The sequence below is a fragment of the Laedolimicola ammoniilytica genome (genome assembly GCF_025567165.1).
In the GTDB taxonomy this organism is placed as follows: domain Bacteria; phylum Bacillota; class Clostridia; order Lachnospirales; family Lachnospiraceae; genus Laedolimicola; species Laedolimicola ammoniilytica.
On record NZ_JAOQKC010000011.1, the window covers coordinates 80,340 to 103,742 of the forward strand.

General features: G+C 50.2%; 20 protein-coding genes. 2 read left to right on the top strand and 18 right to left on the bottom strand.

The window, feature by feature from the left end; genetic code table 11:
- Position 1: 1 nt before the first annotated feature.
- Both OCV63_RS09640 and OCV63_RS09645 read left to right on the top strand, forming a co-directional pair.
- Positions 2-706, top strand: a complete 705-nt coding sequence (locus OCV63_RS09640) for a response regulator transcription factor (protein WP_158363617.1) — start codon at positions 2-4, stop codon at positions 704-706.
- Positions 707-712: 6 nt separating this feature from the next.
- A complete protein-coding gene (locus OCV63_RS09645; protein WP_158363652.1) occupies positions 713-2,143 on the top strand; it encodes a sensor histidine kinase in 1,431 nt (476 codons plus the stop codon).
- Positions 2,144-2,199: 56 nt separating this feature from the next.
- Here the strand turns inward: OCV63_RS09645 and OCV63_RS09650 are convergent, their stop codons facing one another.
- The 18 genes from OCV63_RS09650 to whiA all read right to left on the bottom strand — a co-directional run bounded on the left by OCV63_RS09650 (position 2,200) and on the right by whiA (position 23,389).
- The gene (locus tag OCV63_RS09650) at positions 2,200-2,811 is read right to left on the bottom strand and encodes a KpsF/GutQ family sugar-phosphate isomerase (protein WP_158363618.1); all 612 of its coding nucleotides are present in this window, start codon (positions 2,809-2,811) and stop codon (positions 2,200-2,202) included.
- A gap of 2 nt (positions 2,812-2,813) precedes the next feature.
- Positions 2,814-3,791, bottom strand: coding sequence for an ABC transporter permease (locus OCV63_RS09655; protein WP_158363619.1), 978 nt, complete (start codon positions 3,789-3,791; stop codon positions 2,814-2,816).
- 26 nt (positions 3,792-3,817) lie between these two features.
- Positions 3,818-5,308: a sugar ABC transporter ATP-binding protein gene (locus OCV63_RS09660; protein WP_262670777.1), complete on the bottom strand. Its 1,491-nt coding sequence runs from the start codon at positions 5,306-5,308 to the stop codon at positions 3,818-3,820.
- Positions 5,309-5,418: 110 nt separating this feature from the next.
- Positions 5,419-6,429, bottom strand: a complete 1,011-nt coding sequence (locus tag OCV63_RS09665) for a sugar ABC transporter substrate-binding protein (protein ID WP_158363620.1) — start codon at positions 6,427-6,429, stop codon at positions 5,419-5,421.
- Positions 6,430-6,499: 70 nt separating this feature from the next.
- Complete coding sequence (locus tag OCV63_RS09670) at positions 6,500-7,360, bottom strand: sugar phosphate isomerase/epimerase family protein (RefSeq protein ID WP_158363621.1); 861 nt, start codon at positions 7,358-7,360, stop codon at positions 6,500-6,502.
- A gap of 14 nt (positions 7,361-7,374) precedes the next feature.
- Positions 7,375-7,923, bottom strand: coding sequence for a 6-phospho-3-hexuloisomerase (gene hxlB / locus OCV63_RS09675; protein WP_158363622.1), 549 nt, complete (start codon positions 7,921-7,923; stop codon positions 7,375-7,377).
- A gap of 16 nt (positions 7,924-7,939) precedes the next feature.
- Positions 7,940-9,466, bottom strand: coding sequence for a xylulokinase (gene xylB / locus OCV63_RS09680; RefSeq protein WP_158363623.1), 1,527 nt, complete (start codon positions 9,464-9,466; stop codon positions 7,940-7,942).
- Positions 9,463-10,146, bottom strand: coding sequence for a ribulose-phosphate 3-epimerase (gene rpe, locus OCV63_RS09685; RefSeq protein ID WP_262670773.1), 684 nt, complete (start codon positions 10,144-10,146; stop codon positions 9,463-9,465). The genes xylB and rpe overlap by 4 nt, the downstream gene beginning before the upstream one ends.
- 7 nt (positions 10,147-10,153) lie before the next feature.
- Entirely contained in the window at positions 10,154-10,990 is an 837-nt protein-coding gene (locus OCV63_RS09690) for a MurR/RpiR family transcriptional regulator (protein ID WP_158363625.1), read from the bottom strand.
- Positions 10,991-11,425: 435 nt separating this feature from the next.
- On the bottom strand, positions 11,426-13,711 hold the full coding sequence (locus OCV63_RS09695; RefSeq protein WP_158363626.1) for a hydratase: 2,286 nt from the start codon (positions 13,709-13,711) through the stop codon (positions 11,426-11,428).
- Positions 13,712-13,938: 227 nt separating this feature from the next.
- Positions 13,939-16,590, bottom strand: coding sequence for a sensor histidine kinase (locus OCV63_RS09700; protein ID WP_158363627.1), 2,652 nt, complete (start codon positions 16,588-16,590; stop codon positions 13,939-13,941).
- Positions 16,591-17,295 carry a response regulator transcription factor gene (locus OCV63_RS09705; protein WP_158363628.1) on the bottom strand — a complete coding sequence of 235 codons (705 nt, stop codon included), beginning with the start codon at positions 17,293-17,295 and terminating at the stop codon, positions 16,591-16,593.
- Between the two features lie 189 nt (positions 17,296-17,484).
- Positions 17,485-18,369: a DegV family protein gene (locus tag OCV63_RS09710; RefSeq protein WP_158363629.1), complete on the bottom strand. Its 885-nt coding sequence runs from the start codon at positions 18,367-18,369 to the stop codon at positions 17,485-17,487.
- Positions 18,370-18,446: 77 nt separating this feature from the next.
- On the bottom strand, positions 18,447-20,375 hold the full coding sequence (locus OCV63_RS09715; RefSeq protein WP_158363630.1) for an NAD(+) synthase: 1,929 nt from the start codon (positions 20,373-20,375) through the stop codon (positions 18,447-18,449).
- A 16-nt stretch (positions 20,376-20,391) separates the two neighbouring features.
- On the bottom strand, positions 20,392-21,273 hold the full coding sequence (hslO, locus tag OCV63_RS09720; RefSeq protein ID WP_158363631.1) for an Hsp33 family molecular chaperone HslO: 882 nt from the start codon (positions 21,271-21,273) through the stop codon (positions 20,392-20,394).
- Positions 21,274-21,345: 72 nt separating this feature from the next.
- Positions 21,346-22,092: a class I SAM-dependent DNA methyltransferase gene (locus OCV63_RS09725; RefSeq protein ID WP_158363632.1), complete on the bottom strand. Its 747-nt coding sequence runs from the start codon at positions 22,090-22,092 to the stop codon at positions 21,346-21,348.
- A 147-nt stretch (positions 22,093-22,239) separates the two neighbouring features.
- The gene (locus OCV63_RS09730) at positions 22,240-22,494 is read right to left on the bottom strand and encodes an HPr family phosphocarrier protein (RefSeq protein ID WP_158363633.1); all 255 of its coding nucleotides are present in this window, start codon (positions 22,492-22,494) and stop codon (positions 22,240-22,242) included.
- The gene (gene whiA, locus OCV63_RS09735; protein WP_158363634.1) at positions 22,382-23,389 is read right to left on the bottom strand and encodes a DNA-binding protein WhiA; all 1,008 of its coding nucleotides are present in this window, start codon (positions 23,387-23,389) and stop codon (positions 22,382-22,384) included. The genes OCV63_RS09730 and whiA overlap by 113 nt, the downstream gene beginning before the upstream one ends.
- Positions 23,390-23,403: the final 14 nt, after the last annotated feature.

Below are 23,403 nucleotides of genomic sequence, written 5' to 3' on the forward strand. Positions count from 1 at the left end.
AATGGTAGCAAAACAGAAAATTCTCATCGTCGACGACGATAACAATATTGCAGAGCTGATTTCTCTGTATCTGACCAAAGAATGCTATGAGACCATGATTGTAAATGACGGCGAGGAAGCCCTGAAGGTCTTCGATACCTTCAAGCCCCAGCTGATTCTACTGGATCTGATGCTGCCTGGCATCGACGGCTATCAGGTCTGCAGAGAGATCCGCGCCAAGTCCAACACGCCGATCATCATGCTGTCCGCCAAGGGCGAAGTCTTTGACAAAGTTCTGGGGCTTGAGCTGGGCGCGGACGACTACATCATCAAGCCCTTTGATTCCAAGGAGCTGGTGGCCCGGGTTAAGGCCGTGCTCCGACGGTATCAGCCTGTGAAGCCTGCGGAACCCTCTGCGCCTGCCGCCAAGATCGTGGAATACCCGGATCTGGTCATCAACCAGACCAATTATTCCGTGCTCTATCAGGGCAAGCCCGTGGATATGCCGCCCAAGGAGCTGGAGCTTCTGTATTTTCTGGCTTCCTCTCCCAATCAGGTGTTTACCAGAGAGCAGCTTCTCGACCACATCTGGGGCTACGAGTATATCGGCGACACCCGTACCGTGGACGTCCACATCAAGCGTCTCCGGGAGAAGATCGGAGATCATCCCAGCTGGAGTCTGACCACGGTCTGGGGCATCGGCTACAAATTTGACGTCAAAGGATAACGGATGATGAAGCACTCCCTTTACCTGAAATTCATACTGGCCTATATGATCTTCGGCTTCTTAAGCTTCTTTACCATCGCGGTATTCAGCTCCCAGATGACGCTGAATTACCTGACCGAAAAAGAGGCGGAGGATCTGTATCGGGAAGCCAACTATATTTCCTCGAATTTCGTGCGGAACTATTACTCGGACGCTGCGGATTCCCGCTCCCTGGCTACGATTCATTCCCATTTTCAGGCGCTGGATACTTATCTGGACGCTGATATCTGGCTCATGAACACGGACGGCACGGTACTGGTCAACTCCGCAGGAAACTATTCCAGCGAGTCCGCCACGGTCATCGAGGACTTTGACCCCACGGATATGGGCAGCAATTACTATATGATCAGCCGTTTCTACGGTATGTTCCGGGAGGATACTCTCTCGGTGGCCGCGCCCGTCACTTATAATTTTAAGCCCCGGGGCTATGTGCTGATTCATATGCCCATGTCTGTGCTGACTGAGAAGCGGGATTCGCTGCTGAATATCACGTACCTCACGCTGCTTTTTATCTTCGCCTTTTCCCTGCTGGTTCTGGGCGTCTTTACCTTCGCCGTATACCGGCCGCTGCTTAAGATTACTTTGGCCGCCCGCCAGTACGCGGAGGGAAATTTCTCCTATGCCCTGAAGATCGCCGGAGAGGATGAGATCGGCCAGCTGGCCGCTACGCTGAATTATATGGCCCATGAGCTGGGCGAAACCGATGAATACCAGAAAAAGTTTGTGGCTAATATTTCCCACGATTTCCGCTCTCCCCTGACCTCCATCAAGGGCTACGTGGAAGCGATTCTGGACGGTACCATTCCGCCGGAAATGCAGGAAAAATATCTTCGTATCGTTCTGATGGAAACGGAGCGCCTGAACAAGCTGACCAGCGGTCTTCTGACATTAAATTCCTTTGACACCAAGAAAAACCGGTTGGATATCACCGATTTCGATATCAACGCCGTCATTAAGGATACGGTAGCCTCCTTTGAAGGCCGCTGTACGGCCCGCCACATTTCCATGGAGCTGCTCTTCGACGCCAGACAGCAGTTTGTGTCCGCAGATATGGGCAAAATTCAACAGGTTATGTACAACCTTCTGGATAACGCCATCAAGTTCAGTCCGGACAATTCTGTCATCACCATCGAGACAACCCTGCGGCACGAAAAGGTATTTATCTCGGTAAAGGATCAGGGCGTCGGCATTCCCAGGGACAGCATGAAGAAAATCTGGGAGCGCTTCTACAAGACTGATTCCTCCCGGGGCAAAGACAAAAAGGGCACCGGCCTGGGACTTTCTATCGTGAAAGAGATTATCGCATCCCATGGGGAGCATATCAACGCCATTTCCACGGAAGGCGTAGGGACAGAGTTTATCTTTACGCTGCCAAGGGTGCATACAGAAGAAAGCTAAATAACTATAAAAGCAGGCTGTTTTACATATGTTGTAAGCAGCCTGCTTTCTTGATATTAATGTACTTCAAATTCTTTCTTTAGTTTTTCTCCCATAGCTCCCCCCGGATGAATCAGAGCAAAGCTCTCATTCCGGAAACCGGTTTCTTCTATCAGCGCAGCCTGCAATGCATGAAAAATCACCATTGCCGCCGTGGTACTGGTAGTTCCCTGACTGTTATATCTGTCAGTTTCCCGGGTAATATGCATTTTCAGGACAGCATCCGCATTTTGGGCAAGGGGCGACTGTGGATTTTCTGTTACCGTAATCACATGAACCTTCTTTTTTTTGCAGATGTCCAGAATCGGGAGAAGTTCTCCTGTCTTCCCTCCCCTGGAAAGAAAAAGCATCGCATCGCCTTCCTCCAGGAAACCGGTAGCTCCATGCACTGCCTCTGCCGGAGATATGAATCTGGCAGGACGCTCGATACAACACATCAAATGTGCAAAATCCCTACAGGCAATTCCCGAATGACCGCAACCGGAGGCTCCGATTTTCGGAGCCTCCGCCAACAGCTTAACCGCTTTTTCAAATTCATCCATATCCACTGCCGCCGCGCCCTCTCTGAGGCACTCTGCTTCTATGGCAAAGGTTTCCTTCAAACATCTGGTATAAGCTTCTTTTTCCATAACTATTTCTCGTTTCTGCTCTTGAAATAATCGATGAATACCGCAATCATAATTACGATACCTTTTACGATATACTGCCAGGAAGCATCGATACCGTACAGGTTCATAATGTTATTCAGGATAGCGATGATAAATACACCGAATACTGTTCCCGAAATACTTCCGGAACCACCGGCCATACTGGTACCGCCCAGAACTACGGCTGCGATAGCATCCATCTCTGCACTCTCACCTGCCGTATGCGTACCGGAAAACAGACGTGAGGATGAAATAATTCCTGCCAGGGAAGCCAGAATACTGCTGTATACAAATACAAACAACGTAACAACCTTTGTATTGACGCCTGAATATGCAGCGGCCTGCATGTTACCACCGGTTGCAAGAATGTGGCGTCCCAGCTGCGTACGGTTCAGGATCACTGCTGTAAGAGCTACTACAATTACAATATAGATAACCTGAATCGGAATCGGTCCCACATAAGTAGCGGCAATAGATTTAAAGAAGGAATCGCTTACTGTAATGGTCTTTGTAGCACTGTATACACGCGCGATACCACGTCCGATATTCATCGTTGCCAGTGTAATGATGAACGGCGGAATCGTAGTGAATGCGGCAACCGCACCATTAAAAAGTCCCAGACATGCTCCCAACAGAATTGCCAGTAAAATAGCTGCACCGGAGGGCAATCCCAGATAGGATATAAATCCTGCCGCAAAGCAGCCTACCATAGCAATCACAGAGCCTACGGAAAGATCGATTCCGCCGAGCATAATAACCAGCGTCATACCACAGGCAAGAAACATATTGGTTGATAACTGTTTAATAACGTTGGAAAAGTTTTTCCATGCAAAGAAAGTATCTCCCAAAACTGCTGTCGCGCCAACGCAAAGTACTAAAAAGGCGATCAGCAATCCCAAATTATTTTTTATAACAGCCAGGCTTGATGAAGAGCCCAGAATTCCGCTTTTCTTCTCTTTCATTTTTTGTTCCTTTCTGACCTGTCATTCTATGACTCAGTCGTTGCAAGAGACATGATTTTCTCCTGATTTGCTTCTTCGCGGTCTAAGATTCCACGAATCTTTCCTTCACCCATAACAACAATCCTGTCGCAGATTCCCAGTACTTCAGGAAGTTCGGATGAAACGACGATGATAGATACGCCTTCCTTAGCCAGATTATCTATGATGTCGTAAATCTCCATCTTTGCTCCGACGTCTACGCCTCGTGTCGGCTCGTCCAGAATCAGAATCTTCGGATCCGTAGCCAGCCAACGGCCAATAATCACTTTCTGCTGATTTCCTCCGCTCAGACGTACAATTTTCTGCTCCGGGGATGCCAGCTTCACAGACATCTTCTCCACATACTCGTCCACGATAGACTTTTCTGTCTTCTTATTATAGCTTCCTGCCTTCAGGAATTTATTCATGACCTCAATGGTCATATTATAACGTACGCTCTGATCCGGATAGAGGGCTTCGAATTTACGATCCTCCGGAACCAGCGCAATACCTGCCTTCATGGCATCCTTTACGCCGTGAATTTCCAGAGGTTTTCCATCCATCTCCAGACTGCCGGAGGTTTTTTTAGATACACCGAAGACTGCATTCATCAGTTCACTTCGACCCGCTCCTACCAGACCTGCAAATCCAAGAACCTCACCCTTCTTCAGCTCGAAGGAAGCGTTGTGAACCATATTTCCATCGCTGTAATCATTCACTTTAAAAACCACTTCGTCTGAAGGTGTGTGGGTATGTATATAATAGTCGCCCAATGTACGACCTACCATTTTCGTAATCAACTGTTCACGGGTAACTTCCTTTACAATCTCAGTGGAAACATACCCGCCATCACGCATAACTGTTACTCTGTCCGCAATCTCATCCAGCTCTGACATTCTATGAGAAATATAGATAATTCCTACATTCTGCTTTTTCAGACGGCGAATTGCGTTAAAGAGGAATTCAACCTCCTTATCCGAAAGGGATGAGGTCGGCTCGTCCATAACAATAATACGCGCTCCAAAGGAAATTGCCCGGATAATCTCAATAATCTGCTGCTGTGCAATCGGCAGACGACCCAGCTTCTCCCTCGGATCCAGATCCAAAGAGAAGAATTCCAGCATTTCCTGTGTCTTCTGTATCATTTCATTGCGCTTTACAAAACCATTATTCTTGTATTCCTGTCCCAGAAATACGTTTTCATAAATACTCATCTGCGGCAGCATCATCAGCTCCTGATGAATAATACTGATTCCGTTTGCCCGCGCTTCTTTTACATTTGTAATTTCAACCTGCTTACCGTCAATATATACCTCGCCGGAATCCTTGCTGTAAATACCGCCCAGAATCTTGATCAGCGTGGATTTTCCTGCTCCATTCTCACCCAGCAGGGCATGAACTTCGCCGCTTTCCAGCGTGAGCTGAACATCACGCAAAGCCGGAACGCCATTGAACGATTTGCAAATACCTTTCATTTCCAGTAAGGTGCTCAAATCGATTCCTCCTATTCTGACTCTAAAGAGTTGTCCCAGCTGCCACTCCCGCAGCCGCCGGGACAACTCTGATTTTATTGCTTATTGAACTTTATTCTTGTCTATCCTATATGGACTTACTGCCATCCATCCATGTAATCTGCTACATTGCTCTTGTCGATGATGAAGGTCGGAACTGCGATGTTGGTCTCATAGTCCTCGCCGGCAAGAATCTTGTATGCAGTCTCGATAGAATCAGCTGCCATCTTCTTCGGAGACTGAGCTGCTGTTGCTACAAAAGCACCACCCTCAGAGATGTACTCCTTGCCTTCCGGAGAACCGTCAACGCCAAGGATAATTGCCTTGGAGCCTGCTTCGTTGATAGCTGCGTAAGCGCCCTGAGCGCACTGATCATTGCAACCAAATACTGCTACGATGTTCGGGTTAGCCTGCAGGATATCCTGTGTCTTGGAAAGACCCGGATCCGGCTTACCCTGAGCATCCTGCTGAGCAACGATGGTGTAACCCTTATCCTTGATAGTATCTGTGAAGCCGTTTACACGGTCTACACAAGCAGAGTTTGCCGGGTAGTCAAGAATTGCTACCTCGCCGCCATCCGGAACGAGCTCAATAAGCTTCTCTGCACACTGTACGCCAGCGCCATAGTTATCAGATGCCACGTAGGATTTAACCTTATCCAGATTTGCAACAGCTGTATCAATATTTACAACCGGAATGTTTGCTTCTGCCAGCATATCCAGTGCCGGCTCAATGCCTTCGCGGTCTACCGGGTTCAGGAATACGGCGTCAACGCCCTGTGTAATAAAGTCCTCGATAATGCTGATCTGCTTAGACTGATCCTGCTGTGCGTCAACAACGATAACCTCATCGCCATTTTCTTTTGCGATCTCAGTTAAGGTGTCGCCAATCGTTGAGAAGAAATCAGATGCTGCCCAGTAGGTATAACCAAACTTGTGTCCGCCCTCTTTGGTATCCGCTGCGGCTTCGTCTGCCTTATCAGCTGTGTCCTCTGTTGTTGCTGTTGTGTCAGTTGCAGTTGTTGTATCCTCTGCCTTGCTTCCACATCCTGCGAGCAGTGTAGCTACCATAGCCACGCTCATCAATGCTGCTACTACTTTCTTTTTCATGTTCTTCCTCCTTTTATTATAGAAAAAGTTTTTATGTTCACCGGTCGCCCCGGTCAGAACCTGATACATGTTATACGCCGTAAACCATAGTCCGGGCTGCCTTTAAGTAACGCAGTCCCTGCTCCGCCAGCTCTTCCGGCGTATCTGCGAAGCGTCTTGTCAGATAGGTAAGCGGCGCAATTTCATCTAATCTCTGTGGATTGAAAGTTTCCACGCAACCCGCTCCGTGATAATCAATATCCTTCAATGCTTTAAATACGTCTAACCACGGGATATGTCCCATACCAGGCGTACCGCGATTGCTGTCTACCAAATGCATGTATGCCAGCTTGTCGCCACATAACCGGATAGCGCCGGGGATATCGTCCTCTTCAATATTCATATGGAAGGTATCCAGATGAACCTTAATATTGTCTGCTCCCACCAGGTCAATGAGCTCCAATGCCTGCTCCGCCCGGTTCAGGAAATGCGACTCAAAACGTTTGATAGCCTCAAGCGCTATGGTAATACCATACTGGGCTGCATACTCACTCGCCTGCTTCAGATATTCCACATCCCAGTCGATTTCCTGCTGGGTACGGGGCTTTCCCGTATGATAACCGGAACCTACGTAATTAACGCCGCCCACAATCTTTGCTCCCACCTCGTGTGCCACATCCAGAAGCTTTTTCATGTAGACCAGAGCTGCTTCCCTTTCCTTCGGATCCGGTGAAATTGCATTGTACTCCTTTGACATGGCCGTAGTCACAATGACCTCCATATCATACTGTTTCAACTTCTCTGCCACCTTTGCAGCTGGAAAATGAAACGGGTCATTTACAGACAAGTCAATTGCTTCGGCCCCCAGCCTAGCAATTTCATCAATGCAATACAAATCCTCTTCACCGAAGGTTACAGCCCAAAGCCATGTATTCAGACCTAACTTTATCATGGTAATTCCCCCTTTTATTCCAGATTCGCATGCCGTTTGAACATACTTTCACTGGTTTCATTCTTAGCTTTCATCAACACAAGAACCAGATTTTCGAAAACCAGACAGGAACCTCCTTCAAACAATGTTCCCATAGGCATAATCGATGCCGCTTCCCTGTCCTCTTTCTTTGGCGCTTTAACCACCAGTGTTACATCTGCCATTTTCCCCAGTGTAGATTCCGGATTGCCGGTCACCAGCAGGAGCGCTGCCCCTTTTTCCTTTGCTTTTTCCCCATGGGAGATCAGCGCTTTGGATTCTCCCGAACCGCTGCATAAAAGAAGCAAATCACCTTTCTGAATGGCAGTTGTCGTTGTTTCTCCTACAAAATAACTTCTACATCCCAGATGCATCAGGCGCATGGCAAAAGCCTTACAGCTTAAACCGCTTCTTCCCAGCCCATCGCAGAATATCTGTCCTGCTCCAAGAATCAGATCCGCCGCCTTCTGAAGCTCCTCTTCACGGATTCCGGACACTGCCTGCCCTAGTTCTTTTAAAATGCTTTCTGTATACATCAGGGACATCTTTCTTCCTTCCTTTTTATATATGTGCCAGATCTGTAAAACTCTTTTTCAATGCGTCATACATCTGATCATATACTGCATGGTATTTCTCGTACAGGTCAGCTTCTGCCGGATCGAAGTCCATGGTATCCTGCTCCTGGATAAATTTATCACAGGCTTCCCGTACAGAAGGATAAATTCCGGCGCCTACGCCTGCCAGAATCGCAGCTCCGAAAGCGGCTCCTCCTTCCTTGTTGGCCAGTGTATGGATACCACAGCGGAACAGATCTGCCAGCATTTTTCTGTATACCGGACTTGTGCTTCCACCACCACAGGCGCGAAGAGAGGTAATCTCAATGCCCTGATCCTTTAATAGATCATTGCAGTCTGCCAGGCAGAATACCACGCCTTCCATGATAGCGCGAAGCATGTGCGCCTGGGTATGTACCGTATTCAGTCCCAGAAATGCGCCTCTGTACAGCGGATCCATATGGGGTGTTCTCTCTCCCATCAGGAACGGCAGGTAAATCAGCTTTTCACTTCCCACCGGAATCTTCTCAACCAGCTCTGTCAGCAGGCTATAAAAAGACTTTCCTTCTTTCTTTGCTCTTTCAATCAAATCCTGACAGAACTTATCCTTAAACCACTCCACAGACAAGCCTGCGGACATGGGGCCACCCATGGAATGCCAACATCCCGGAACCGCGCAGCAGCATACATGGAGACCGCCCTCAGGAATACTGATATATTTATCAAAATGTGAATACACAACCGATGAGGTTCCTAAGGTAACAAAGGCCTGTCCTTCATGAACCACTCCGGTTCCTACTCCCGCGCAGGCATTGTCACTTCCACCCGCTACTACTACCGTATCTTTGGAGAGTCCACACTGTTCTGCGATTTCCGGAAGAAGGGTTCCTGTCACTTCCTGACTTTCATATACTTTACCCAGAAGATTTTTATCAATCTTTAACGCATCCAGGATTTCTTCAGACCAGCAACGGTTTTTTACATCTAAAAGCTGCATGCCTGTTGCATCCGATACGTCCGTTGCAAATACTCCCGTCAGTACATAGCGAATATAATCCTTCGGCAGAAGAATGTGTCTGCATTTCTTGAATTTTTCAGGCTCATTTTCCCGAATCCAGAGGATCTTGGCTGCTGTCCAGGCCGCCAAAGGCGGATTTGCGGAAATCTCCAGCCATTTCTCCATCGGAAGGGCTTCCAACATTTCGTCTACCTGCGCCGAACTTCTCTGATCACACCAGAGAATGGTATTTCCAATCGTTTCTCCATTTTCATCCAGAAGTACCGAGCCATGCATCTGTCCGGAAAGTCCGATTCCCTTTACATCCTCACTCTTTACCCCCGTTTTTTCTACCACGGCTTTCAGCGTGTCCAGAACTGCATTCCGCCAGTCGTGGGGATCCTGTTCTGCCCAACCGTTATGCGGCTGATACATGGGGTAAGAATGTTCTGCGGAAGCTACGGTTTCTCCCTGTTCATTCACAAGAATTGTCTTTGTTGCGCTTGTGCCCAAATCAATGCCTATTACATACTTCACGTCTGCTTACCTTCTTTCCCTTTGCGGATTTCCTGCTGCATCCAACGGATATTTTCTTCCATATTTCCCTTTACAATTGCTCTTCCTGATACAAATATGGTAGCTCCGGCTGCCGCAACAGCTCCAATATTTTCTTTTGTAATATTACCATCCACTTCGATATCTGTATCCAAGCCCATCTGGTTCAGTTTCTCACGAAGTCTGCGGATTTTCTCCAGCGATTCCGGAATGAAGGTCTGACCCTCAACTCCCGGTTCTGTAGTCATCAGCTGTACTACATCTGCCATACGCAGGATTTCTTCATCCAATACGGTAAGCGGCGTCCCCGGCTTCAGCACTACTCCCGCCTTTCGCCCAAGCGCCCTGATATCGCTCATTACCTGCTTTACATTTTCACAGGTTTCATAATGAACCGTGATTATATCCGCGCCTGCTTCTGCTATCCGTCTGATAAATTTTTCAGGATGCAGGGTCATCATATGTACGTCGAAAATTCTCCTAGTGCTTGGACGGATTCCTTCAATCAATTTGATTCCCAGTCCCAGATTCGGAACAAAATTTCCATCCATCACATCAATATGCACATAATCTGCTCCAGCCGCATCTATCGCTTTCAAATCTCTGTCAAGATATCTGTAATCCAATTCAAGCAGAGACACACCCAGCTTATACATTTTCATTTTCCTCTTAAATTTTATTATAATCAATTGCCTGCTGTGTAGCTTTGATATGTTCTTTACAACCGCGTCCCAGTCTTGATTCATAACCCAGATAAAGTGCTTCCAGAATGAACTGATCTGAGATACGTCTTGTTACCTTGTCACGGCCCACTGTCAGGTCGTTGGCTGAAACCAGAAGGCGAATGTCCGTATACTCCAATAATGGTGAATTATCCCGTCTGGTAATGCTGATGGTCGTTGCCCCTCTCTGCTTCGCAATCTTCATTGCTTCTACCACATTTCTGGAACGGCCATCATAAGATACGGCAACCGCCACATCATTTTTGGTCAGATTGCTTGCGGCAATCATTTGAAGCATAATATCTTCCTCTGCCGAACAGGCAACTCCTATCCGTTTAAACTTTATATATGACAGCTTTGCTGCAACATACGCGTCTCCTGCTGCAAAAAAATGAATCGAATTAGCCTGCAGCAGCGCCATCAATGCTTCTTCATATTTGTTTTCCTTATTGGCAAGCGTCTCGCTGAGCACTTCCAGATTATTCTTATATAATTTATTCAGAATTGCCGCCATGTTATCCTGTACGCCTATTGTATTGACAGTATCAGGCTCTTCATGATTCGCAACGGTAAAAGCTTCTTTCAAAGTGGTATATCCGTCATATCCCAACCGTCTGCAGAACCTTACAATGGAAGCTTCACTTGTGCCAGATTCCTTTGAAATCTGTGCAAGTGTCATTCTTTCAATTGCCTCCGGGTTCTCCGCAAGGGCTTCTGCAATCCGTCGTTCCGCTCTCGGCAGTGATGGTATAAGTCTTGCGATTTTCTCTAATATCTCATGCATCATCATCCCTGCTTTCTTTCCCTTTGCTTGATTTCATTTTAATTCGCACTTCAAATGAAGTAAACATCGGATAGTTTTTTCTACTTTTTATTTCATTTGCCTTTCACTCACCCCCTTATTTTCGTCTTGTATTTTGTGTGTTTTGTGCATTTTTCACAATTTTTTTCATTTTTCATTTCATAATGAAGTGTCTATTTGCATATTCACTTCATTTTTAATCCACTTATTTCCATTTCATGTTTCCATTTCTTTTTATTTCCGAAGCAGAAACAGCTTGTTTTTTCACTTTTCCGTCGATATTGTCTGCTATTTTAAAATTATATTATATTTTATCAGTTTTTTCAAGCATGATATAGGTACATAGAAAAAGGAGCATGCTCGAATTTACTTCGCAGCATACTCCTTTTCCATATTTCCACTTCAAAATTACTTCTTTTATCCTCTATAATAGTTGATCAGACAGCCCTTCAGAATGATCTCCCGCTCATCATCGGTCAGTCCGCCCAGCTTCAGGGTTACTTCCCGATCTTTCTCACCGTTTACGTATACGGGAATCTCGGTTTTCTTCTCTTCCACTGCCTTGCGGATCTCCGGAACAAACAGGAAATCGCCCTTGGCAAAGGGAAGGATTCCCTCGTCAATCAGGAAGGGCAGCATACCCCAGTTGATCAGGTTGGAGCGGTAACGCTTGGTGGCGTAGGAATTGGCGATATTGGCCCAGCCGCCCAGTACCTTCTGGCAGGAGGCCGCCTGCTCTCTGGCGGAGCCGTCGCCCGGCTTCACCGCAAAGATGGTGCTGCCCACGCCCACGTTGGTCTTGTCCACGCCCGGATACCATGCGTTCAGATTCTGGAATACCGGTTTCAGCTCCGGCACTGCCTCTGCAGGACAATCTCCTGCCTCGATGGCCTTCTCGGCTTTCTGAATCTCCTTGGCCAGACCTACATAAGCCGGAGCCTTCCGGGACAGGGTGAACTCTGCCAGACCCAGCGGGTTGGAGCGGTAAGAGGATGTCTCGCCGGAGGGAATCAGCTCGTCCGTAGTGGTGACCGGATCGTGAATCTCCGATACCACCTTCAGAATCAGATGCTCCGCCAGGGCCGGCATAGCGGGCCAATCCTTGATATTCGGGCCAAACTTGATCTCTACGCTCGGATCTGCCACGCCCTTGCTGTCAAAGACACGGTTCTCGTAAATCTTGCTGTCAAAGAAGTAACGCGGATTGCTGAAGTCCACGTCCATCTCGGTGGCCGCGGTCAGATAACCCTTGTTGGCTGCGGTAGCAGCGATGGAACGGGCATCCATCAGCGCCACAGACGCAATCTGGCCGCTCTGGAGCTTGGAGCCCTCCCGGTTCGGGAAGTTACGGGTGGAGTGACGGATACTGAAGCCGTTGTTGGACGGGGTATCGCCTGCGCCGAAGCAGGGGCCGCAGAAGGCTGTCTTCAGCACTGCTCCGGTCTCCATCAGAGTTGCCGCCGCTCCATTTTTTACCAGTTCCATGTAAATCGGCATACTTGCCGGGTATACGCTTAAGGTAAATTCATCCGGGCCGATGCTTGCGCCCTTTAAGATATCCGCTGCCGCGCAGATATTTTCAAAGCCGCCGCCTGCACAGCCTGCGATGATGCCCTGATCCACGTAGAGCTTGCCGTCGCGGATCTTATCAGTCAGATGATAATCTACCGCGCCGCCCAGGGATACCAGAGCCTTCTTTTCCACATCCCGCAGGATATCGCCCAGGTTCGCCTTCACGTCCTCAATGGTGTAGACGTTGCTGGGATGGAAGGGCATGGCAATCATCGGCTTCACAGCGCTTAAGTCCACATAAATCATGCCGTCGTAGTAAGCCACCTTGCCCGGCTTCAGCTCTTTATAAGCTCCGGCTCTGCCATGAATTTCATAAAACTCTTTAATAGTGTCGTCAGTCTTCCAGATGGAGGACAGGCAGGTGGTCTCTGTGGTCATGACGTCGATGCCGATACGGAAGTCCGCGCTCAGATTCTCCACGCCGTCTCCCACAAACTCCATGACCTTGTTATTTACATAGCCCTTCTCAAAGACTGCGCCGATGATGGCCAACGCCACATCCTGAGGACCGACGCCCTTCTGAGGCTCTCCGGTCAGGTACACACCTACCACGCCGGGCATATTGATATCATAGGTCTTATTCAGCAGCTGCTTTACCAGCTCCGGTCCGCCCTCGCCCATGGCCATGGTTCCCAGGGCGCCGTAGCGGGTATGGCTGTCCGATCCCAGAATCATCTTGCCGCCCTCTGCCAGCATTTCCCGGGCAAACTGGTGGATCACTGCCTGATGGGGCGGTACATAGATGCCGCCGTACTTTTTCGCGCAGGTCAGGCCAAACATGTGGTCATCCTCGTTGATGGTTCCGCCTACGGCGCAAAGGCTGTTGTGACAGTTGGTCAGCACATAGGGAATCGGGAATTTCTCCAGTCCCGAAGCCCGGGCTGTCTGAATGATTCCGACAAATGTAATATCGTGGGACGTCAGCTTATCGAATTTGATCTCCAGCTTGTCCATATTGCCAGATGTATTGTGCGACTCCAGAATTCCATAGGCGATGGTCTGTTTTCTGGCCTCTTCCTTGGAGGGCACGCTGCCGAGCTGGCTCTCCAGCACGCTGGGCGCGTCCTTGGTATCCGGGATGATTTCTGTTCCGTTCAGCAGATATGCTCCGCCTTCCAGTAATTGAACCATGTTTCTCCTCCTGCTGTTGTGAATGTTGTGACCTCGGACGGGCGGGTCTTCTGGAAACTGCTGTCGCAGTTTCCAGAAGCATCGGAGGGCCCTCCGATGTCTGTCTTTGTAAAACCATAGTCTTACAAGCAAGCTTGACGCCTATGGTTTCCCCAATCCAGCCGCCCTATGGCCTGTTACGTTCCATTATAAAAAGAGCCTGCAGAAATTGCAAGCTCTCTTTCTCATTATTCTTGAGACTCCGTTTCATTTACGGATGTGTTATCCGCCTCCGGGAAGATAATTGTCACCTTAAACAAATCGCCGTCCAGATAGATATTGAAGCTTCCCTTTTGAAGCTCCGTCAAGTTCCGGGCGATGGAAAGTCCCAGGCCGCTGCCTTCGGTGCTGCGGGCCACATCTCCCCGGATAAAACGCTCCGTCAGCTCGTCCGCGTTGATATTCAGAGGCTGCTCGGAGATATTTTTAATACTGAAGCGCACCATATGCCCCACCGTGGTCAGTTCCACGTAGACCCGGGTATTCGGCATGGCGTACTTGACCGTGTTATTATACAGGTTCTCAATGACGCGCCAGAGCCTCCGGCCGTCCGCCACGATGACCACCGGCTCCTCGGGCATATTCACCACCAGATTCAGACCTTTATTCTCAAATTTTTCACTGAATTCGCCGTTGGTCTGCTGAATCAGCTCCTGGAAATTAAGGCGGTTCAGCTCCAGTTTTATATTGCCGGAGCTGATTTTGGAGGCCTCCACCAGATCGTCGGTCAGGTGCTTCAGTCTCAGCGCCTTATCCTCCAGAATCGCGATGTAATTCTTTGCCCGCTCATTCTGGATATCCTCCCGCTTTAAGAGATCCACATAATTGATAATCGACGTCAGCGGCGTCTTGATGTCATGGGATACATTGGTAATCAAATCAGACTTCAGGCGCTCGTCCCTGACGCTCTTCTCCACCGCCGAAGACAGGCCGATGCCCATCTGATTGACCGCCTCCGCAAAGACCCGGTTATCTCCACTGATCTGCTCCATGGGGATCTGCGCTGTCAGCTCCCCTGCGGAAATTTTCTTGATCCCGTCCAGAATTTTCTGCCGCTGGACTGCCTGTCGGAGCAGAAAGACGCCCACTCCCAGATCAAAGAATGCCAGCAGAACGATTCCAAATTCCCCCATTATCAGGAACACTACGTTTCCCAGCAGAAAGCCTGCGTAGGAAAGCATGGTCTTCGTGGTGGTCTTCCGGTTTCTCATGATTTTCCCAAAGAGATTGCAAACCAGACAGAACACACTGTTCTTCCACAAGGTATGCGCCTTGATTCTCCGCACCAGGCTGATATAGCCAATCAGGAACAGCAGGTTCAGTGCGAAGGTGGTTACGCCGCCGGCCAGCACGAATTCTCTCATCTCCAGGTTCCGCACAGACACGCTGTTGGAAACCAGCACCAGAATCAGCCAGGCCGGGATCATAAGACTCAGGGCCGCCGGCTCTGTATGCATCCGGTCAAAGCGGTTCAGCACAATCTGCCCGTCCTCCTCGGTGCTCCGTCCTGCTGCCAGCGTCAGGTATACCATCGTCAGCAGATAAAGCACTGCACCCGGGCTCACGCCGTACGCCGCCATCCGGCTCACAGGCGCGATTTCCTCGTACTGCTTTTTATACTGAGCCAGCTTATCACTGGCCTTATAGTCCGTATCCACCGCCACAGCCAGAATATAGTCGCCGTCCACCGAGGGCGGATAGCTCTTCACATAGCTGCTCAGCTCACTTAAGGAAATGGGCATACCGCTGGAATCGTAGCTCATATCCTCGCTGTCATAGATCAGGTAATCCTGATAGCTTCGGATATAATCCAGCAGCCCTTCGGTGCTGGAAAATTTTGTCTTTCCAAAGCTTTTCATATTGGTATAAATCTTCTTGGTGAAATCATCCGAAGAAACCTGTTCCACAGACTTTGGAATCACAAAGTAACGCATATTGGTCATACTTGGGCTGAACAGCTCCAGGTTCTCCGTATAGGCAAAATAGTCATTGTAGATAACCGGAAGCGTGCTCTCCAGATCCTGATAGATCTCCTGCAGCTGGGCCGTCGTCAGCTTCTGCTCCTCCGCATAGGCTGTAATGCTGTCATAGCCCACCGGGGCGTAACGCTCCTCTACAGCTTCCAGCTGCTCCACATCGCGGACCGTTCCCTGCATCATTCCAAAGGGGAGCTCCTCACCGTCGGTGATGAATTCCTCTATATAGCCTTCTTCCGTACTGTATTCTTCCGCCGCGTACTCCTCCACAGCTGCTTCTTCTGCAGCAGCCCCTTCCGCCGCTTTTTCTCTCTCCGGCGCGGCCGTGGTTGAGCTTGTGATACTGCTGCCTCCGTTCATGCTGGAAATGGACCCCACCTCGGTTCCATCCTCGCTGTACAGGGACTGCTCCGTATAATTAGTAAAGCTCTTGGACAGATAGCCTACCGTACCGTCGTCGTAGGTAATCTTCATCAGGGTTCCGGTTTCCATTCCCTCCAGGGACCAGTTCAGCAGATCCGCCAGTGCGTAATAGAGACCGCCGTCCTTCGGATCCCCGTTCCCGATGGTACTGTTATCCGCGTACTGCTGAATATTTACCAGCAGCTTTCCGTCATAAACGCCATTTTTTTCAAACTTACTCTCCCGGCTGGCCGCCCGGACACAGCGGTAAATCTGCTCTAATACCTCGTTCTGATAGTATCCGGTGCTCTCAAAGCTCTGCTCCTTTCCCACGAAGCCAAAGCCACTGCCGCTCACATAGACCGTACATACGACCACGGACAGCACCAGCACCACAGCGCATATCTGATTGACTAAAAGAGCCGCCAGCTTCCACGGCCTTGCATATTCCCATCGCTTCATTTACAGCTTCTCCACCTTATAACCGATTCCCCAGACCACCTTCAGATAGCGGGGTTCCTTGGCATTGATCTCGATTTTCTCCCGGATATGGCGGATATGCACCGCCACCGTATTATCTGCACCAATTGCGTCTTCATTCCAGATACTTTCGTAAATCTGACTAATAGAGAAAACTTTACCCTGGTTTTTCACCAGAAGCAGCAGAATATTATACTCGATGGGCGTCAGCTTCACCGGCTCGCCGTCCACGGTCACCTCTTTCAGATCGTCGTTCATAATCAGGCCGCCGGTCTGATAGATCTTTTGGTTTTCTCCTGCGGCATTGCCCAGCTTGGTGTAACGGCGCAGCTGGGACTTCACCCTCGCCACCAGCTCCAGCGGATTGAAGGGCTTGGTTACATAATCGTCCGCGCCGATATTCAGACCCAGAATCTTGTCCGCGTCCTCGGATTTGGCCGACAGAATGATAATGGGAATGCTGCTCTTTTCCCGGATCTTCAGGGTAGCCCTGAGGCCGTCCAGCTTCGGCATCATAATATCGATAAGTAAAAGCTGCACGTCCTCCCGTTCCAGCATCTCCACTGCCTGCAGCCCGTCGTAGGCCTTCAGGATCCGGTAGCCCTCCTGGGACAGATAAATCTCTATGGCGTCTACAATTTCTTTATCATCATCGCAGACCAGGATTGTATTCTTTTTCTTTGTCATTTTTTCACCCTCATAGTATTCTCAAAACATAGATAGACAGTAAAATAGTACTCTTACATTCTACTGTCTATCCATAGTTATAACAAGGCTTTTTTAAGTTCTCCATTTGATAATTCTTAAGATTTTCTTGGGAGTCTCCAGCCAACAGAAAAGAGAAAATATCCCCGGATATTTTCTCTTTTCGTCCGTTTATTTGAGATAATCTGCATACTTCTCTTCGCTGGCGCTTAAGAACACAATACCGATGATTCCCGGGCCTGTATGGGCTCCGATGGCGCAGCCAACCCAGGATTTGATGATTCCGCGGCAATGATATTTCTCCATCAGGACCTCACAGACCTGCTCGCAGGTCTTGGGATCATTTCCATGTACCACGCCGATGATCTGCTTATCCAGCTCCACGCCCCGTTCGCCCACCAGCTCTACGCAGCGCTTCAGGGATTTATGCCGTCCCCGCACCTTCTCGAAGGCTACCAGCGCGCCCTCGTCATTGACCTCAATGATCGGCTTTACATCCAGGACGCCGCCCAGCACTGCGGAGGTACGGCTTAAGCGTCCGCCCTTGTACAGATATTCCAGCGTCTCTACGGTTACGATATGCTCCATGTGATCGCAGAAGTACTGCGCCGCCTCGATGATCAGCTCCTTCGGCGCGCCATTTGCCTGCATCCGCAAGGCCTTCTCCACGACCAGGCCAAAGCCCAGAGACGCGCATTTTGTATCCAGGATCGTGAGCTTAAAGTCCGGATATTCCTCCAGAAGCTCCTCTTTTGCCAGGTTCGCCGCATTGAAGGTGCCTGCGATTCCTGTGGAGAAGCACAGATACAGCACCTCGTCCCCGGCCTTCGCGTAGGGCTCGAAATTCTCCCGGAACATATACTGGTTGATATGATAGGTTTTGATATCGGCACCGTCAGCCTGAATCCGGTAGAATTCCTCCGGGAAAATGGTCTTGCCGTCAAAATAGTCGGTTCCGTCAATGGTCACCGGCGTCGGAATCACATGAAGCTGATATTTGTCGATAATTTCCTTTGGCAGATCCGTCGCGGAATCTGTGATAATCTTAAATGCCATGTTCTTCTCCCCTGAATTTAATTGGCAGCCCCTGATACCCTGCCGCTTATTGATTTACATAATATACAGTCTGGTTTCTACTCCAGCGCCTCAAGCTGCGCCAGCCAAAGCGCAGCGCAGGCGTCACTCGGCATCCGCAGGTCTCCCCGGGGCGACACTGCCACGGAACCTACCTTCGGGCCGTCCGGCAGACAGGAACGCTTGAACTGCTGGGCAAAATACCTGCGATAGAATACCTTCAGCCATTTCAGTATGGTTTCCTTCTCATACACGCCCGCAAAGGCTTTCCGGGCCAGCCGGTAAATCTTCTCCGGCTCAAAGCCGAAACGTAAAATGTAATACAGATAAAAATCATGAAGCTCATAAGGTCCAACCAGATCCTCTGTCTTCTGGGCAATTTCTCCGTCCTTGGGCGGCAGAAGCTCCGGACTCACCGGCGTATCCAGCACATCCAGCAGCACCCCGGAAAGCTTCCGGTCTCCGCAGGTATCCGCGTAGTACCGCACCAGATGGCGCACCAGCGTCTTCGGCACTCCCGCGTTGACGCCGTACATGGACATATGGTCTCCGTTGTAGGTAGCCCAGCCCAGGGCCAGCTCCGACATATCGCCGGTACCGATCACCATGCCTCCCGCCTGATTTGCCAGATTCATCAGCACCTGGGTTCGTTCTCTTGCCTGGGAATTCTCGTAGGTCACATCATGAACTGCCGGATCGTGTCCGATATCCCGGAAATGAAGGGTCACTGCCTCCCGGATATCTACTTCCTTCAGCGTGGCTCCCAGCTTCTCGACCATATCGCAGGCATTGCGATAGGTCCGGTCTGTGGTTCCGAAGCAGGGCATGGTCACACCCAGGATACCGGAACGGGAAAGTCCCAGGCTGTCAAAGGCCTTTACCGTAACCAGAAGCGCCAGGGTAGAATCCAGTCCGCCGGAGATGCCGACCACCGCTGTCTTACAGTGGGTATGCTCCAGCCGCTTCTTCAGGCCCATATACTGAATGGCAAAAATCTCCTCACAGCGCCGCTGTCTGTCGCTGTCGCTGCTCGGTACAAAGGGCGCTGGATCTACGTAGCGGGACAGCTCTGTATCCTCTTTTTTCAGATGGAATCCAACTTCCATATAAGGCTTAGACACATCTGTCTGGAAAGTCGTCATACGTCTGCGCTCTCCCACCAGCCGCGCGATATCCAGCTCCGCGTAAATGGTCTCGCTGGTAAAACGGGCCGACTCCGCCAGAATCGTGCCGTTCTCTGCGATGATATTGTGACCGCCGAATACCAGGTCCTGGCTGGATTCGCCCTCCCCGGCGTTGGCGTAGATATAGCCGCATACAAGTCTCGCCGACTGTCCGCCTATGAGAGACTCCCGGTACCGGTTCTTGCCCGTGGTCTCGTCGCTGGCCGAGCAGTTCACGATGACTGTCGCGCCCGCCAGCGCATGGCGGATACTGGGGGGATTTGGCACCCATACGTCCTCGCAGATCTCGGCTGCTACGGCCAGACCGGTCAGCTCTTCACAGGTGAACAGCAGATTTGTACCGAAATGGATATAATCTCCGTCCTCACCCTCCTCGGGCACCCACACGTCCTCCACTTCCGCATTTCCCGGTGTGAAATGACGAAGCTCGTAGAATTCTCCGTAGTTGGGAATATGTACCTTCGGCACCAGTCCCAGCAAATGGCCGCCGCAAAGGGCCGCCGCCACATTGTAGAGCTTGCCGTCCTTCTCCCAGGGCAGACCCACGAAAATCAGCGCGTCCAGATCCGCCGTCTCCCGGGCGATATGAAACAGCTCCTCTCTGGCGCTTTTCAGCAGAAGCTCCTGCAAAAATAAATCCGAACAGGTATAACCGGTAATGCCAAGCTCCGGAAATACGATGATCTTCGCGCCATTTTCCGCCGCCTCTCTGGCAAGTCTTATGGTCTCCGCGCCGTTTCCCTTCGTGTTCGCCACCTGAATCTTCGGCGTCACCGCCGCCGTTCTGATAAACCCGTGTCTCATATCGTTACCTCTTTATTCACCTTTTCGCTACTTTCAGGATCTCTTTCAGATCCTCGATATCAAAATGATAGGCATGATTGCAGAAATGGCATTTCACCTCGATGGGCTTATTGTCCTGAATCATCTCCCGGATGTCCTTGCTTCCGATGCTGACGATAGCCTTAGCTACCCGCTCCCGGCTGCAGTTACAGTACCAGGACGTCGGAATGGTATCGTTAATCTCCAGACCAAAATCGCCCAGCAGATATTCCAGAAGCTGCTCCGGGCTCATGCCCTGGTCGAGCAGTTTCGTCACAGAATCCATCTTCGAAAGCTTTTCCTCCAGGGCGTCAATCACCTTATCGTCCGTAAAGGGCATCAGCTGAAGGATGAAGCCGCCTGCCTGCCGGATGGTATTGTCCTTATTTAACAGAACGCCCAGTCCTACGGAGGAGGGCACCTGCTCGGAGGTGGCAAAGTAATAGGTCAGATCCTCCGCGATTTCTCCGGTCTGGAGCTCTACGGTTCCCACATAGGGCTCCTTCAGTCCCAGATCCTTGATGACACGTAAGGTGCCGGGTCCGATGGCGCCGGATACGTCCAGCTTTCCTTTCGCGTTTGGCGGAAGCAGTACCATAGGTTCGTCCACATAGCCCTTGACCCGGGCCCTGGAATCTGCTGTGACGGTAATGCCGCCGATGGCTCCGGCTCCCTTAATCTGCAGGGTCAGCAGATCCGCGTCGCCCTTCATCATGGAGCCCATCATGGCTCCGGCTGTCAGAAGACGGCCCAGGGCCGCGGTGGCTACCGGGCTGGTATTGTGGATGGAACGGGCCTGCTCCACCATTTCTCTGGATGTGATGGCAAAGGCACGAATCTGGTGATCCGCGGCCGTCGCCCTTACGATATAATCTCCCATAATTTTACTCCTCTTATTATGTCATTTTTCTGCGCCTGTACTTTTCTGCGCTTTATCTGAACTTCCCGTATCTCACGCTTTCCGCGCTGTGATACAGAACTTTCCCGTCGTATCCGTAACCTCTTTTCCAGTGTCTGAATCAAAGATCTGCTCCGCCTTCATTCCCGCCTGCTGCAACAGTTCCAGCACCCGCTCCAGCGCGTAAGCCTTCTGGATATGTGTCTCTTCAAAACGGGTATACCGGTCGTCCTCATCCCGGATATAGAGGGTCAGGTCGTACTGATTCAGCTGCTCCTCCGGGTCGTAATAATTTTCCCAGATAAAGCTTCCCTCCTCCCGGTTCTCCGCGATAGTGGTCTCGCCCAGCATCTCGCTGTACTTGTAAATGGTGTTCATGTCGAAAAAGAACACCCCGTCCGGATCGAGATAGTTCCGCACCAGACGGAACACATGCAGCAGCTCTTCCTCTTCCGTAATATAATTCAGGGAATCGCAGACGCTGACGATGGCCCGCACCGTGCCGTAGAGCTCGAACTCCCGCATATCCTGCAAAAGATACAGGATATCGTGGCCGGATTCCGCCCGTTTCTCATAGGCCAGCTCCAGCATTTCCTCGGAAGCGTCCACACCGATCATGTCGTAGCCCGCGCCCGCCAGAAGCTCGGTCATGCTGCCGGTTCCGCAGCCCAAATCCAGCACCAGGCCGTCCCGGATTCCATATGCGCTTAATATCTGTATGATCCGCCCGCTCCATTTTTCATAGGGGACCTGATCCATAAAGAGATCGTAGACCTCCGCAAAGCCTGTATACGCGTCCATCTGTAAACTCCTTCACCCGTCCGTTCTTTCCAGACTGTATGATCCGTTTCATCATAACAAATTTTCAGGCAAAAAACAAGGACTGCCGGAAAATCACGGCAGTCCCCTTGTATTCGCTGTTACTGTTCACAATAACTGTTCGCTCGCTTATTTGCTGCTTAAGAACTTCTCGATGTTGGCCATCGCCTCTTCTTCGTCCTCGCCGTCTGCAGTGACGGTGACAGTCTCGCCTGCGAAGAGACCAAGGGTCATCATACCCATAATACTCTTGGCATTTACCTTTTTGTTATCACTCTCCACATAGATCTCGCTGCCGTACTGGCTCGCCACCTGTACCAGCAGTGCGACCGGTCTGGCTTCCAGCCCTTCCGGAATCTGAATCGTGATTTCCTGTTTCATCATAATAATTCTCCTCCTTGTGATCCCTTAGCTCTTCTGCTATCATACTCAGCTTTCTGAGCCGGTGATTGACACCGGACTTCCCTACGGGAGGTGTCAGCATCTGCCCCAGCTCCTTCAGGGTGGTCTCCGGCTGCTCCAGACGAAGTACTGCGATCTCCGCCAGGTTCTCCGGAAGCTCGTCAAAGCCGATGGTTCTCTGAATAAATTGTATGTCTTCAATCTGCTTTACCGCTGCAGAAACGGTCTTATTCAAATTGGCAGTCTCACAGTTCACCTGTCGGTTCACGGAATTGCGCATTTCCTTCAGAATCCGGACGTTCTCGAATTTCATCAGGGCCACATGGGCTTCCATCACATTCAGAAGATCCACGATCTGGGAACCTTCTTTTACGTAAAGTACAAAGCTTCGCTTCCGCAATGTGATCCGCGCGTCTATCCCGAAGCCGGTCAGCATCTCCTGAAGCTTCTCCGCCTTCTCTTCCGTGCTGCACACAATCTCAAAATGATAGCCCTTCTCCGGATCGCTCATGGAACCGGACGCCAGAAAGGCTCCTCTGATGTAGGCCCGCTTACAGCACTGGTTCTGCACCAGCATGTGCTTCACAGGCTCCAGTCCGTCAAAGGAAGTCACCTCATAACTTCTGCTTCCCCGGGGATTTCTGCCCTGCCGCACCGACACGTTCATTTCTATATTAAATGTTTTTCTCAATAATGTAAAGTACTTTCTTGCAACAGCCAGATTCTCCGTATGCATCTTCACACAGGGGGAATCGCCGTCCGCGCTCTCCACATGGCTGCAATAGCTTAAAATCGCAGCCATTTCCGCCAGTCTGCAGTGTCTGGCCGGCGGTACCTGACAGGAGAGCTCCTGCTTAATCTCACTGGAAAAAGACATGGGGCACCTCTTCA